At 37.3% G+C, this 14,492-nt stretch carries 10 protein-coding genes; 8 read left to right on the top strand and 2 right to left on the bottom strand.

Annotated elements, in window-relative coordinates:
* From QA584_RS03760 to QA584_RS03770, 3 genes are all read left to right on the top strand, one after another.
* A complete protein-coding gene (locus tag QA584_RS03760; RefSeq protein ID WP_278273168.1) occupies positions 1-1,239 on the top strand; it encodes a CDP-glycerol glycerophosphotransferase family protein in 1,239 nt (412 codons plus the stop codon).
* A gap of 80 nt (positions 1,240-1,319) precedes the next feature.
* Positions 1,320-2,549, top strand: coding sequence for a glycosyltransferase family 1 protein (locus tag QA584_RS03765; protein ID WP_278273169.1), 1,230 nt, complete (start codon positions 1,320-1,322; stop codon positions 2,547-2,549).
* A gap of 41 nt (positions 2,550-2,590) precedes the next feature.
* The gene (locus QA584_RS03770) at positions 2,591-3,781 is read left to right on the top strand and encodes a CDP-glycerol glycerophosphotransferase family protein (protein ID WP_278273170.1); all 1,191 of its coding nucleotides are present in this window, start codon (positions 2,591-2,593) and stop codon (positions 3,779-3,781) included.
* 493 nt (positions 3,782-4,274) lie between these two features.
* On the opposite strand, the gene QA584_RS03775 is transcribed toward QA584_RS03770, so the two are convergent.
* Both QA584_RS03775 and QA584_RS03780 read right to left on the bottom strand, forming a co-directional pair.
* Positions 4,275-5,303, bottom strand: coding sequence for an LCP family protein (locus QA584_RS03775; protein WP_278273171.1), 1,029 nt, complete (start codon positions 5,301-5,303; stop codon positions 4,275-4,277).
* 105 nt (positions 5,304-5,408) lie between these two features.
* A complete protein-coding gene (locus tag QA584_RS03780; RefSeq protein ID WP_278273172.1) occupies positions 5,409-6,827 on the bottom strand; it encodes an undecaprenyl-phosphate glucose phosphotransferase in 1,419 nt (472 codons plus the stop codon).
* 328 nt (positions 6,828-7,155) lie between these two features.
* Here QA584_RS03780 and QA584_RS03785 point away from each other — a divergent pair, with 328 nt between their 5' ends.
* From QA584_RS03785 to QA584_RS03805, 5 genes are all read left to right on the top strand, one after another.
* Entirely contained in the window at positions 7,156-9,159 is a 2,004-nt protein-coding gene (locus tag QA584_RS03785) for a S1C family serine protease (RefSeq protein WP_278273173.1), read from the top strand.
* A gap of 436 nt (positions 9,160-9,595) precedes the next feature.
* A complete protein-coding gene (gene clpX, locus QA584_RS03790; protein ID WP_442870350.1) occupies positions 9,596-11,008 on the top strand; it encodes an ATP-dependent Clp protease ATP-binding subunit ClpX in 1,413 nt (470 codons plus the stop codon).
* A gap of 398 nt (positions 11,009-11,406) precedes the next feature.
* Positions 11,407-12,084 carry a hydrolase gene (locus QA584_RS03795; protein WP_278273175.1) on the top strand — a complete coding sequence of 226 codons (678 nt, stop codon included), beginning with the start codon at positions 11,407-11,409 and terminating at the stop codon, positions 12,082-12,084.
* Between the two features lie 21 nt (positions 12,085-12,105).
* Positions 12,106-12,345, top strand: coding sequence for a hypothetical protein (locus tag QA584_RS03800; protein ID WP_278273176.1), 240 nt, complete (start codon positions 12,106-12,108; stop codon positions 12,343-12,345).
* Between the two features lie 761 nt (positions 12,346-13,106).
* Positions 13,107-14,258 (top strand): ABC transporter substrate-binding protein, encoded by a 1,152-nt coding sequence (locus tag QA584_RS03805; protein ID WP_278273177.1) that lies wholly within the window; start codon positions 13,107-13,109, stop codon positions 14,256-14,258.
* Positions 14,259-14,492: the final 234 nt, after the last annotated feature.

A 14,492-nucleotide genomic window follows, 5' to 3' on the forward strand; every position in this document is an offset into this window, starting at 1 on the left:
ATGGATATTCCTTTTATAGGACAGGCAGGCAAGGCAGTCAAAAAGAAAATGAAACATGCCTTAAAATTCGTAAAAAAAGCAGGAAGAAGAGTGGTTCTTCATCTGTACCGGATTGAGACCAAACTAGTACCGGTGCAGAAAAATATCGTTATATTTGAAAGCAATATGGGGAGAAATTACACCGGCAATCCCAGATGCATATACGAGGAAATGGTTAAACAGGGTCTGGATAAAAAGTTTCGCTGTTATGTAATGTTAGATGATGTCAGCACCTATGTGCCGGGTAACGCCAAAAAGTTAAGAAGAACCAGGACTATGTACTTTCTGATTATGGGCATAGCAGGAACCTGGGTAAGTGATTCAAGAATGCCAAATTATATCATTAAGCGCAAAGGCGTACATTATATTCAGACCTGGCACGGTACCCCTTTAAAGAAGCTGGCTCTGGATATGGACTCTGTTAATATGGCAGGGGAAACAGATATTGAAAAATATAAAGAAAAATTCTACAAGAATACAAGAACCTGGGATTACTTAATCTCACAGAATCATTTTTCTACAGAAGTCTTTAAAAGTGCCTTTGCCTTTGATAAGACAATGTTAGAAATCGGTTATCCCAGAAATGACATTCTATTTTCCGGCAATAATAAAGAGTATATAGCTGACTTGAAGAAGAAAATGGGACTTCCGCTGGATAAAAAGGTAATTTTATATGCTCCGACCTGGAGAGATAATGAGTACTATGAAAAAGGTGCTTATAAATTTAACCAGGCTCTGGACTTTGATTTATTCAGGAAAAAACTTGGTGACGATTATGTCTGTATTGTAAAATATCATTATCTTGTTAAAGAAACCCTGGACTGGTCGGCCTATCAAGGGTTTGTATATAAGTACGACATGTGCGAAGATATTGCCAATCTCTATCTGGTTTCTGATCTGCTGATTACAGATTATTCCTCAGTTATGTTTGATTATAGTGTATTAAAGCGTCCTATGTTGTTTTTTGCTTATGATTTGGAGGATTATAAGGACAATTTAAGGGGTTTCTATTTTGACTTCTTAAAAGAAGCACCGGGTCCTATTACACGTACCACAAAAGAGTTAATCGATTCCATCGTAAATTATAAGGCGGAAGAATTTTCAGAAAAATATGAAGCCTTTCATAATAAATATAACCACCTGGATGATGGAAGTGCATCACAAAAAGTAGTGCAGCTTATTCAGGATATGAATAAATAAACCTGACAAGAGCGATATCTTTTTATAGGATGGGAATACTAAGGTTATCAGGCAGGGAAAATACGGAAAGGTAATACAATATGATCAATAAGTGGAAAAGCATTTTAAAGATTAAAGCAAAGGGTATTATACATAATTTTCAGGCAGTTATTGAAAAAAGACAGGTGAATGCAAGGCTTGCGAATTATGACCCGGGTATACTGATAAACAATAAGCCGTCAAAGGTTCAAAAGATAACCTTTGTGATTGAACGTATGGCAAAGTATAACGGGGGTCAGACCTCCATCCTGAGATTGGGAACAGAATTGTCAAAGCTTGGTTATCAGGTGGGATACGTGGTGTACAAAACCCAGACAAAGTCAGATATGGAAGAATGCGCAAGCTGTAACCTTAGCAATTATCAGGGAGAGATGTATACCAATAAGTATCTGGATAAATTAAATTCTGATATTGTCATTGCCAGTTCCTGGGATACAGTATCCTTTGCCAAAAAGATGAAAGGCTATAAAATGTATTTTCTCCAGGATTATGAACCCTATTTCTATTCCTTTGGAGAATTGTTCCTTATGGCCCAAAAGACATACGAACAGGGGCTTCATATGGTGAGCCTTGGTCCCTGGAACAAGGAAATGGTTGAGAAGAACTGCAAGCTCATATCTCCGGTGGATATGATTGAATTTCCTTATGAAAAAAAGGAATATCCCTCCTGTAAACGGAATTATGAGTCATATTCAAAAAAAACGACCTTTACACTGGCTGTCTATTTAAAATATTACGGAAAAAGGCTTCCCTGTATTACCCAATACCTGTTAAAACAGGTGAAAGAGGAATTTAGTAAGGAAGGTATTACTCTTACTATCAAATATTTTGGTGAGGACAAGAGCTTTCACTGTGACGCAGGTGAAAACCTGGGAATGTTAAATAAAAAGGAACTATTGGCATTATATAAAAAAGCAGATTTTGGTATGGTTGCTTCCATGAGCAATATTTCGCTGGTACCCTATGAGATGTTAGCCACCGGACTTCCGTTAATCGAATTCGAAGACGGCACCTTCCCATACTTCTTTCCAGATAACAGTGCAATCCTCACGTCCTTATCTTATATGGACTTATATCACAAGATCAAAGCAGTTATAGAAAAACCTGAGCTGCTGGAAGAGATGCATCATACGGCTGGGACATATATGGAATCCTTAAGCTGGCAAAAGTCCGCCAGTCAGTTTAGTGAAATCCTTAACAACCTGTGCGAGAATAATAAGAAGAATAATAAAGTCATTATTCAAATGGCACAGGAAAACGAAAAGAAGTAAGGAATCCCCAGGTCAGCCTGTGATATACAAGAGGTGTAAACATGAGAAATCGTATCAAACAACTATTGCCAAAGCAGATATTAGAGTTATTAAAAGTAATAAGGTATCTTTGGATTACAGCCTTGTTTCATATATTTCATCTTATGCCCATACATAAGACCAGAGTAGTAATCTGTAATGTATGGGGCTTCGGGGATAATGCCAAATATGTCGCAGAAGAACTGGTAAAGAGGAAAAGGGCCGGGAAGGAACTGGAACTGTTTTTCATTGCCAATCACCCGGAAACCGCTTACGCACCTACTGGTATTACGGTTTATAAGACCAATTCCATTAAGGCTGTTTATGTCCTTGCAACGGCAAGGGTATGGGTGGACAATAACCGGAAGGAAAATTATATACGCAAAAGAAGGGGGCAGTATTATATCCAGACCTGGCATGGAGGTATTGCCCTTAAGAAAATAGAGAAAGACTATAAAGAAAAGTTAGGACAAAAGTATATAGCCAATGCCAAACAGGATTCTAGGATGACGGATTTATATATCTCCAATAGCAGTTTTTGTACCGCGATGTACCGGAATAGTTTTTGGTATCAGGGTGAGATTTTAGAGTGCGGCAGTCCAAGAAATGATATCCTACTTAATAAGTCCACTCATGTTGCAGCAGGGGTCAGGAAAAGACTCGGTGTGATTGAAGCAGTTAAAATAGCCATATATGCACCTACTTACCGGGAAGGGGAGAATAATACAAGCTCTTACCAGCTGGACTTTCATAAATTAATCGCTGCCCTTCAGAATAAATTCGGGGGTAACTGGGTCGTGGCTGTAAGGCTTCACCCTCTGGTTTCCGGACAGAGCGGATTTATTACTTATAATCAGCAGATCATCAATGCTTCCCATTACCGGGATATTTATGAACTGATGTCGGTGGGAGATGTATTGATAACGGATTATTCCAATCTTATGTTTGAATTTTCTTTTATGAGAAGACCAGTATTTTTATATGCCTTGGATGTAACGGAATACGAAAGGGAAAGAGGCTTTTACTTTGAATATAATTCTCTGCCTTATAAAAAGGCCCGGACTGGGGATGAACTGCTGACTAATATTAATGAGTTTGAGGAAGAAGAATACAGTGCCCAGGTAGAAGCTTTTTTAGGTAGTCTGACCATATATGAGTATGGAACTGCTTCGAAAACTGTGGCAGATCGGATTATAAAAGTTATCGGCAGGTAACAATTAACATTAAATAAAAGTAGTTTGTAATAAACAGAAATTAGAAATAAACAGAAATTAGAAGCAAACAGAATTTAGAAGCAAACAGAAATTAGAAGCAAACAGAAATTAGAAGCAAACAGAAATTAGAAACAAACAGAATTTAGAAACAAATTGAAATTTGAAATAAATAGAAATTAGTAACATATAGAAATTTAAAAAAATAGAAATTAGAAATAAACAGAAACCAGAAACAAATTGAAATTAGAAATAATTAATGCTAATATGAGCTGACAGATTGCTATAAGGAGCTACTACGTATTAAAAACTAAATAATTTGGGCATAGAATAGGGATTATAGCTTGGAATAATATTTTTCCAAACTGTAATCCCTATTCTATGCCCATGTTGGTTAAACCATAGTCTGCACATTCCCTTTTGAATAGAGCTTATAGGGATACATAGTATTTATTTATTAGGCAGCAGGGATAGGTTGTCCTGCTAAGGTCTTCCTTTATTTTTTAGGTCCTGTAATCTCAAGAATCGTATCACTTGTTTCCTTAACCTTTAAGGAAGGAACATAGGAAGCATCATTAAATAAGAATTTGTGAAGCTGTGAGACATTGGCAGCTAAATCGATTGGAAATACATAAGAAACTTTCTTGTAATATTGTGCCACGTTATCAAAGGGGAAACCAGTTTCATCAACAATGTGGTAAGACAAGATATCTTTTGCAAGATTCAGCATATCCATGGTATCCAGATTGGTGTAAATCTGAGGAAATATTTCATTTAAAATATTGTTAATGGTCAGTAAATCAGCAGACTGGGCTTTTTCAAAGATCTTTTGTATTACGATTCTCTGACGTTCTGCACGTTTGATATCACCACCCTTGGTATAACGTATTCTGGCATAAGCGGTTGCATGGGTACCGTTTACCACCTGGGTGCCGGCGGATTTCAACTTTCCGACCTTTGTTCCGTTAATCTGGTTTAATTCTTTGGTATAGCCGTTCACGTATTTTAATTCTTCTTTGGTGATATCGAGGGTGATACCGCCCAGTAAATCAATAACCTTACAGACTGCATCAAAATTAACAGTCACATATTCCTTAACATCTAAGTCAAAGTTGGTATTAATCGTATTTAAAGCCAGAGGATATCCCCCTTTAAAGTATGCTGCATTAATTTTATTAAAGCCATTATCAGGAATGTCTACATAAGTATCACGGTATATGGAGGCTAATTTAATGTCTTTGGATTTCCGGTTGATACTTGCAATGACAATCGTATCACTATGAGTGCTTTTCTTTAAAGCATTATCCCTGGAGTCAACACCAAATATGGCAATATTTCGATAACCTCCGATTTCCTCACTGTCAATGCTATTGGTAACGATGGATGAATCACCGCTGGTATCTAACTGGGTTTTACCGGTTATATAAATAAAATAACCAAAGCCGGCAACAATCAGTAAAAGAATTAAATCAATAAACAACAGTACTTTTCTTTTCAGTCTTTTTTTCTTTTTTTTCGTATTCATCCTAAACCTGACCCTTCTAATCTTGAAGGGGCTGCCGCAATAATTGTAACAGCCTGTTTTGAAGATACAAAACAGCGAATTATTGCGGCAAGCCCGAATTTTAATTTAATATGCATTTTTATTGATAAAACCATTAAAAACAGTAAAGAATAATATTTTAATATCCAGAGCAATTGTCCAGTTTTCAATATAATATAAATCACATTCAATACGTTTACGGATAGAGGTATCACCCCGGAATCCTTTTATCTGTGCCCAACCGGTCATACCGGGCTGAACCTGATGTTTGATCATATACCGTGGAATTTCTTCTTTGAATTTATCTACAAAGAACGGTCGTTCCGGACGGGGACCTACAAGACTCATTTCACCTTTTAGTACATTAAATAATTGAGGTAATTCATCGATGCTTGTCCGGCGTATGAGTTTACCGATTTTAGTAACCCTGGGATCATTAAAAGTCGTCCAGGCTTTTTTCTCTTTGGTATCTGTTTGTACTTCCATGGACCGGAATTTGTACATCTTAAATTCTTTGTTGTGGCGCCCAATCCTGACCTGGGTAAAGATAACTGGTCCGGGAGAAGTAACTTTAATAATTATAGCAACCACCGTCATAGGAATAGAGAAAACGATAAGTGCCGCGATACAGCCGATGATATCAATAATCCTTTTTAAAAAGCGGTTAACGGTATTGCTAAGAGGTACATTACGGATATTAATAACAGGAAGTCCGTCTAAATCTTCCGTATAAGGTACCGTAGGGAAAAAGTTCTGGTAATCCGGGATGAACTTAGTATGGACACCGGATTTTTCACAGACTCCAACAATCCGTCCAAGTTTGGAATACTCATCGATACTTAAGGTGATTGCAATTTCATCCAGGCGGTTCTGGGGAAGTATTTCCAACAGGTCATCAATGGAACCGATTACTTTGATATTCTTATATAAGGTTCCCCGTTCCATGGTATCATCCAGAATTCCATGTATATAATAACCCCACTGAGGATTCACAAGTATTCTGTCAATATAAGCTTCTGCCGCTCGGCTGTATCCCACTAACACAACATGCTTTAAGTTATAGCCTTTTCTTCTGGCTGTCTTTAAGGAGTAGGTTAAAACAGCTCGGAAACTGGCATTAAATATAACATTAACAATAAAAAAGATGGCAATCATGTAACGGGAATAGTTAATTTCTTTTACCGCATATAAAAGGAAAGTAAAGTAAAAGGTACCAAGAAAGTTAGCTTTTACAATATTCCATAAGCTGACCCGGGTACTCTGGTCCCGTTTGGGAGCATACAAATTACATAAATAATATATAATTAAATAGCCCGGAATTAAAAAGATTAGTATCTGTGTATACTGCTGTAAGGATAAAAATCGGGTAGAGGGTTCTAATTTAAATATCTCACGTAACGGGGTGTAAAAGCGCAGAAAATAAGAAACGACGTAGGATAATACCAGTAAACAGCCGTCTATAATAACATGTATTCGATTAAAGGTTTTTTGATTGTCTTTTATCATTATTTCTCACCAATGACCCTATATATGGGCTTCTTACATAATTTATCTTTTAAAGTATTAGCGTAAAGCATCATTAATATAATACATGATTAAAAGTCAATCCACAATATATAAATTCTTAATATTTGAGGGTCTAATCTTAAGAATTGCTTACATCTGAGGACAAAAATTTTTCAAATTTTATTCACAATCTCTACACAAAGTACTGTTAGAATAAAAGCATCAGATAAGAAATAGGTTGAAAAACTTGATATAAGTAATTGGGAAGGAAGTAACCCTTGAAGAAAAAGGTGTTATGAAGTACCAGAATATGGAAAGGAGCATTTATATGTCAGATGATTTATTTAATAATAACGAAGATCAGTCCAAACCGGACTTAAGCAGAGACCAAAACCAGGAAAACAAAGTTGTCAACAATGACAGCAGCGATATTAATTACAATAATAATCAGAGTAATTCCGGGACAGAGAATGTGAAAGACAACAACAGGATACTTAGCAGTAATACTATGGATAGCAGTATGAATCCTAATGTTAATAATAACTTAGATAACAATTTAAACAATGACCGGAATAGCTATTATAGTAATACTATGGATTTAAATTCGGATTCAAATAGGAACAACAATATAAACCTAAACTCAAACAGCAATATGAATCAAAACAGCAATATGAATTCAAACAGCAATATGAATCAAAACAGCAATATGAATTCAAACAGCAATATGAATCCAAGCAGCAATATGAATCCAAACAACAATATGAATCAGAACAACAATATGAATTCAAACAGCAATATGAATCCGAACAGTAATATGAACCCGAACAGCAATATAAACTCAAACAACAATTTAAACCCTAATGCGAACGGCAATATAAGCTCCGATGCGAATGCAGGCAGTATGAACAATAACGGAGTCCCGGGTCAGAATAACTCGACTTACAGCTTTTGGGCAGAACAGGTAGCAGCTTCCTCCCAGAACCAATCGGGTCCGGTTTATCAGAATGGGCAGTACAATAATATTTATGATGACAGGCAGAGATTTAATTCGAATAATTATAATAATAATGGTAATGTTTATGGAACCCCTGGGGATACTATCAAGAAGAAATCCAGAAGTTTTAAATTCCTTAAGAAAGCTGTAAAATTTGTTGCAGGAGCAGCCGTATTCGGTGTTATAGCAGGAGGATGTTTCCTTGGTTTTAATCTGGCTTATTATAAGATTAATCCGGAGGCAGCACCCATTAGCTTTAATATCGGTGGAGACAGCCCGTTTAAATTGAATCTGTCTACCGGGAATGATCAGCAGATTGAACCAACTGCGGTAACCCAGGAGGGAGTAAAGCAGAGGACAGATATTACGGATGTAGTTGACGAAACCATGCCCAGCATTGTAATGATCACGACTACCTATAATCAGTCCTTTGACTGGTTCGGTCAGCAGATTGACCAGCCTAATGAAGGGGGCGGTTCCGGAATCATCGTAGGTAAGAATGATAAGGAACTTTTAATCGCAACCAATAATCATGTTGTTGAGGGAGCAAACCCTATTAAAGTTAAATTTATAGACGGAACAGAAGCAACAGCTATCATAAAAGGTACCGATGCAGTAGCGGATTTAGCAGTTGTCTCCATAGATATCAGCACCATTAAGGAATCTACGTTAAATGCCATTAAAGTTGCTAAATTAGGTGATTCCGGATCTGTTAAAGTTGGTGAGATGGCAATAGCAATCGGTAATGCTTTAGGTTACGGTCAATCTACAACCGTTGGATATATCAGTGCAAAAGACAGAAAAGTAGAATTAGAAGATAAAACCATGGTGCTGTTACAGACCGATGCAGCCATCAATCCCGGCAACAGCGGCGGAGCCTTATTGAACTTAAAAGGTGAAGTAATAGGCATTAATACAGTTAAATATGCTTCAAGCGAAGTGGAAGGAATGGGTTTTGCAATCCCGATTTCCAAAGCAACGCCGATTATCAATGAATTAATGAACCGTGAAATATTAAAAGATAACGAAAAAGGATATCTTGGCGTATCCATTCAGGATGTAACTGAGGATATTGCGAAGGCCTATAACTGGCCGGTTGGTGTATATGTTGCCGAAGCCCTTGAAGGAGGCAGTGCTGCAAAAGCAGGTATTGTTACAGGGGACATTATTACGAAGGTAAATGATACTGAAATCACAGCAGGAACCCAGTTAAAGGAAAAAGTCACCTCCTATCGTGCCGGTACGGAAGTCACAATTACCATAATGAGAAACTCTAACGGTAAATTTGAGGAAAAACAAATTAAAGTTAAACTTGGAAAGAATCCGGACAGTAAATAATCGTAAAAAGCCATCCTTTCCGTTAACAGCAATAATACAGACCGGGGATTCGCTAATCCATAAAGGCTTAAAAACCTTTAACGGATATAGCAATCTCCGGTCATTTATTATATAATAATAGAGAAATACCAATATCCTGTAATTAATGACATTCTTAGTGAATTATGGATAAAAATATGATAAAATAGAACTGTAATTTTTTATTTTTATTATAAAAATTAAATAATTTGTCAGAATTTATTAGAATAGTTTATAAAAATTTAAATTTTAAACTATTGTACACCGCAACCGTGTAGGATATAATGGTATCCACGCATTATTTTTATAATATTTACAGGCAGCAGATGTTTACTCAATAAATGGCCTTTGGCTTAAATAAAGGAGAGGTAGTTATATGGCTAATGATTTTAACGATAACAATGATAATATAGATAATATGAATAAAACCGGAAGTACGGAGAATACCAAAGAAACAAAGGATAAGGATGATTATGAAGCAGTCTGCTATATCTGTCGAAGACCGGAGAGTAAAGTAGGCAAGATGATCCGTATTCCCAATAACATATGTATCTGTTCTGACTGTATGCAAAAAACCTTTGATACAATTAACCATGGTTCACCCTATATGGAGATGATGGGATTTCCTCCTAATATGACGAATTTAAACAATCTTCAGAATGAAATCCCCAAAAGCCAGAAGTTAAAGAAGAAAAAGCCTGCGGAGGATAAGACAGAGGAAGAAGCTGTCTTAAATATTAAGAATATTCCCTCCCCTCATATTATAAAAGGCCAGCTGGATGAATATGTCGTGGGTCAGGAACATGCCAAAAAAGTGATATCGGTGGCAGTTTATAATCATTATAAAAGAGTGGTTACCAATACTATGGATGATATCGAAATCGAAAAGTCTAATATGCTGATGATCGGACCTACCGGCAGTGGTAAAACCTTTCTGGTCAAAACTCTGGCAAGGCTTTTGAATGTGCCTCTTGCCATAACAGATGCCACTTCCCTGACAGAAGCCGGTTATATAGGAGATGACGTGGAAAGCGTAGTTTCAAAGCTTTTGGCAGCAGCCGGCAATGATGTGGAAAAAGCAGAGAGAGGTATTATCTTCATTGATGAAATTGATAAAATCGCCAAGAAGAAAAATACCAATAACCGTGATGTCAGCGGAGAATCCGTACAGCAGGGAATGTTAAAGCTATTGGAAGGCAGCGAAATTGAAGTACCCGTAGGCGCCTCCAGTAAAAATGCCATGGTTCCCATGACAACAGTTAATACAAGAAATATTTTATTTATCTGCGGCGGTGCCTTTCCCGATCTGGAAGGCATTATAAAGATCAGGTTAAATAAACAATCCTCCATCGGTTTTAGTGCCGACTTAAAAGACAAATTTGATAAAGATCCGAATATACTGCAGAAAGTAACGGTGGAGGACTTAAGGGAATTTGGTATGATTCCTGAATTTATCGGACGTCTTCCTATTATATATGCATTAGAAGGCTTAACCAGAGATATGTTAGTGAAAGTACTAAAAGAACCTAAGAATGCCATCTTAAAGCAATATCAGAAGCTGCTTTTACTGGATGAGGTTTCACTGGAATTTGATGATGGGGCTTTAGAAGCAATCGCAGAAAAGGCTTTGGAGAAAAAGACAGGTGCCAGGGCTCTAAGGGCAATCATAGAAGAATTCATGCTGGATATTATGTATGAAATACCAAAGGATGAGAATATCGGTAAAGTAATCATAACCAGAGATTATATAGAGAAAAAAGGGGTCCCTTTACTGGAGATGAGAGGAACCGCCCAGAAGGCATTTACCCCGATGCTTGAACAAAAGAATTAGAATTTTTATAAATCCTGTCCTGATAACTTATTATATCTATGAAGTATTAGGGCAGGATTTTGTTCGAAAACGGTCCATATATCCAATCAAGATTAAAGAGAGAGATGGTAGTATAATCCGGTTAACACAAGGTTAAAAGGATAAAAGTTTAAAAGGATAAAAACCCGTTTACACACCGGCCAAAAGGATAAAAAGTCCGTTTAAACACCAGATAAAAGGTTAATGGATCAATTACAATAAGCAGCTTAAGTTCTAAGCTGAAACCCGATAAAAAACTGAAAAAAAGCCAGAAAAAACCAATAAAAAAGCCGAAAAACAGCGAATAAATTCGCTTGTTATCTTGGAAATAATTAGATATACTTAGATTTGGACAATCAAATAAATGGGAGGAACAATGCATGGAAGATAAGCATTTGCCGGAGATAGACGGTAATCTTAGAAAACACATGGTCCGTGTACCCCAGGTCATAGACCAGGTAAGCGGAATTCGTATCTTCGGAAAATTAATAAAATCCCTGGTATTTACTACCGATGTAGCAATTATACGTAACTGCAATGCAAACGCGGTAATCGCCGTGTACCCCTTTACACCCCAGCCCATCATTACCCATTCTATAATCAGCTGCTCCGATGTACCGGTATTCTGCGGAGTCGGAGGAGGAACAACGACCGGCCCCAGAGTACTTAACTTAGCAGAAGATGCAGAGTTCCAGGGAGCAGTAGGAGTAGTATTAAATGCACCTACCCCCAACGAAACCATCGAATATTTAAAACAAAAAATAGACATACCCATTGTAATAACCGTAGTATCCGAGAAAACAGACTTAAAAAGCAGACTAGAAGCCGGCGCAGATATCTTAAACATATCCGGTGCCTCTAAAACAGTAGAAATCGTAAGAGAAATCAGAAAAGAATACCCCAAAGTACCAATCATCGCAACCGGAGGACCTACAGAGGAAAGTATTTTACAGACCATCGAAGCAGGAGCCAACGCAATTACCTATACCCCTCCCACCAACGGAGAAATCTTTAAAAAACTGATGAACAAGTACCGCGGCGAAGAAAATATTATATAAACAATCCAGTGAGGAACCCCTATGTCCATAATCGATCAAATAAAAACAATATTAAAATTCCAAACCCCCCAATCAAAGCCCGAACAAACGATAACAACCCAGATCAATGAAGCTGTACCATCAGAACCAGAAGAATACGAAATCGTAGAAAAAGAAATCCTGCCCGAAAAAATAATCTGCCCCGATTGCGGAGGCATCACTCTGGCAGGACTGGACTTTTGTGACAAGTGCGGCGGCGAACTTACAAACCGCGATAATTAATCCTCTAAAAGAATTTGAGTAGAAAACATGTTTATGATAAAATCAACAAATCAATAAAATCAATAAATCAATAAAATCAATACTATAAAATAAAAGCTTCGCAGTAAAAAAACAATAAGAAAACTTGATAAAATCAGCTCTAAAACCTCAAAGAAAAAAGCAGTGATAATGCTGTCTTGCATAAGCGCTTCATTCTGAGTCTGTCAATTTACTTATGACTTTTTTCTGTGGGTTAAGAGTGAAAAGGCACACTGTCTGACGAGCTGTGCGAGGAGTTTGTGCCTTTTCACTCTTGTTTTACCACATAAAAAAGGCATTAGTAAATTCAGACTCAGAATATAAGCTTATGCAAGACAGCATTATCACTGCTTTGCTCATAACCTCAAGGCTGATTTTATCAAGTATCCATAGTCTCCCCCTGCGAAGCCCCATGCCAATTACTAATTGAATTACATATCCATTTACCTGGATACCATGTAGAAACTATGCCCGCCACACAAGGCTTAAAACAGGCATTAACCATTAATTTACTGATAAAATAGCAGTTGACAAATACCAGTTACAATAGTAATATATATGCAGAATAAAGGCGTTCAGTAATACTATGTTTTGAACGCCTTATTTTATATCTATTCAAGACATTTTAATGAATGTTCCTTATTTTCTGGTTTTATACCCTAAAACTTTAGCGCATTACTATGCAATAAGTTCAAAGCGGTAAACCACTATAATTAATAATTCAATTAAAGGGAGGATATTTTATGAAAAAAACGATGAAAAGAGTTTTAAGCTTAGGCCTTATCAGTGCTATGGCAGTAGGAGCATTAGCAGGCTGCGGAAAGAAAGATACGGGGAGTTCCAGTGAATTTTTAATCGGTGGTCTTGGACCCTTAACCGGACCGGCAGCTTCTTACGGCGTATCCGTAAAACAGGGGGCAGAAGTGGCTATTGATGAAATCAATAAAGCAGGCGGTGTTAAGGTCGGAGATTCTACCTTAACGTTAAAGCTTGATTTTGCTGATGATGAAGCATCCGGTGATACGGCAATGTCTGCTTATAACAGCTTGATGGATAAAGGGATAAACGCCCTTCTTGGAACCGTTACCAGCGGTGCAGGTCTTGCAATTTCCGAACAGACCAATGCAGATAAAATCTTCCAGATTACACCCTCTGGTTCCGCTAAGGATCTTACCGCATATGACAATGCCTTCCGTTTATGCTTTACCGATCCAGTGCAAGGTGTTACAATGGCTCATTACGCCGTTGAAGATTTAGGACTTAAGAAAATCGCAGTTATTTACAATAATGCAGATGAATATAGTACTGGTGTTATGCAGGCTTTTGTAGATGAAGTTAAGAAAATCGGCGGAGAAATCGTAGCCAGTGAAGCTTTCGTAACCGATGCGGTAGATTTTAATACACAGTTAACCACGATTAAGGGTACAGATGCTCAGATTATCTTTGTTCCTGCTTATTACCAGGATGCAGCTTATATCACTACTCAGGCAGCAGAACTTGGAATGACCCTTCCTTTTATCGGTTCTGACGGCTGGGACGGCGTACTTTCTAAAGCAGTAGATCCTAAAGTATTAGAAGGTGCTGTATTCTTAAGCCCATTCTTTGCTACAGATTCCGATCCTGCGATCCAGAAATTTACGGAAAACTATAAAAAAGCATATAATTCAGTTCCTGATCAGTTCGCAGCAGATGGATATGATACAGTATATGTCATGAAAGCAGCCCTTGAAAAAGCAGGCTCCACCAAGAGTGATGACTTAATCAAAGCTATGACTGAAATCGAGGTAAAAGGACTTACCGGTGATGTAACTTTTAATGCCGATGGTGAGCCGAATAAAGGTGTTAAATTTGTTAAAATCGTTAACGGCGAATATACTGCTTTAGATAAACAATAATAGGTAAAGACATAGAAGTCATTAATTGACTGGTTAATCTAGACATACTATTGGAACAAAAGGAAAAATTAATGAGGGATGGCAGGTTTTGCCCTCTTTCGATGATTCTTCCTTTTGTTCTTGTAATTCATACAGGTTTTTAATGCATAATCTGAGCTTCTTCGCTTGGCGCAGAGCCGGGAAGAGGTGTGTTCTGAGCTTAGCGAAGAAACTTAGGTTTAAAAAGGAGAAAGA

This window comes from Anaerocolumna sp. AGMB13025 (genome assembly GCF_029689925.1).
GTDB lineage: Bacteria > Bacillota > Clostridia > Lachnospirales > Lachnospiraceae > Anaerocolumna.

Coding starts and splice junctions, on each gene's coding strand:
- QA584_RS03760 (WP_278273168.1), top strand. CDS start 1: ATGGATATTCCTTTTATAGGACAGGCAGGCAAGGCAGTCAAAAAGAAA.
- QA584_RS03765 (WP_278273169.1), top strand. CDS start 1,320: ATGATCAATAAGTGGAAAAGCATTTTAAAGATTAAAGCAAAGGGTATT.
- QA584_RS03770 (WP_278273170.1), top strand. CDS start 2,591: ATGAGAAATCGTATCAAACAACTATTGCCAAAGCAGATATTAGAGTTA.
- QA584_RS03775 (WP_278273171.1), bottom strand. CDS start 5,303: ATGAATACGAAAAAAAAGAAAAAAAGACTGAAAAGAAAAGTACTGTTG.
- QA584_RS03780 (WP_278273172.1), bottom strand. CDS start 6,827: ATGATAAAAGACAATCAAAAAACCTTTAATCGAATACATGTTATTATA.
- QA584_RS03785 (WP_278273173.1), top strand. CDS start 7,156: ATGTCAGATGATTTATTTAATAATAACGAAGATCAGTCCAAACCGGAC.
- clpX (WP_442870350.1), top strand. CDS start 9,596: ATGAATAAAACCGGAAGTACGGAGAATACCAAAGAAACAAAGGATAAG.
- QA584_RS03795 (WP_278273175.1), top strand. CDS start 11,407: ATGGAAGATAAGCATTTGCCGGAGATAGACGGTAATCTTAGAAAACAC.
- QA584_RS03800 (WP_278273176.1), top strand. CDS start 12,106: ATGTCCATAATCGATCAAATAAAAACAATATTAAAATTCCAAACCCCC.
- QA584_RS03805 (WP_278273177.1), top strand. CDS start 13,107: ATGAAAAAAACGATGAAAAGAGTTTTAAGCTTAGGCCTTATCAGTGCT.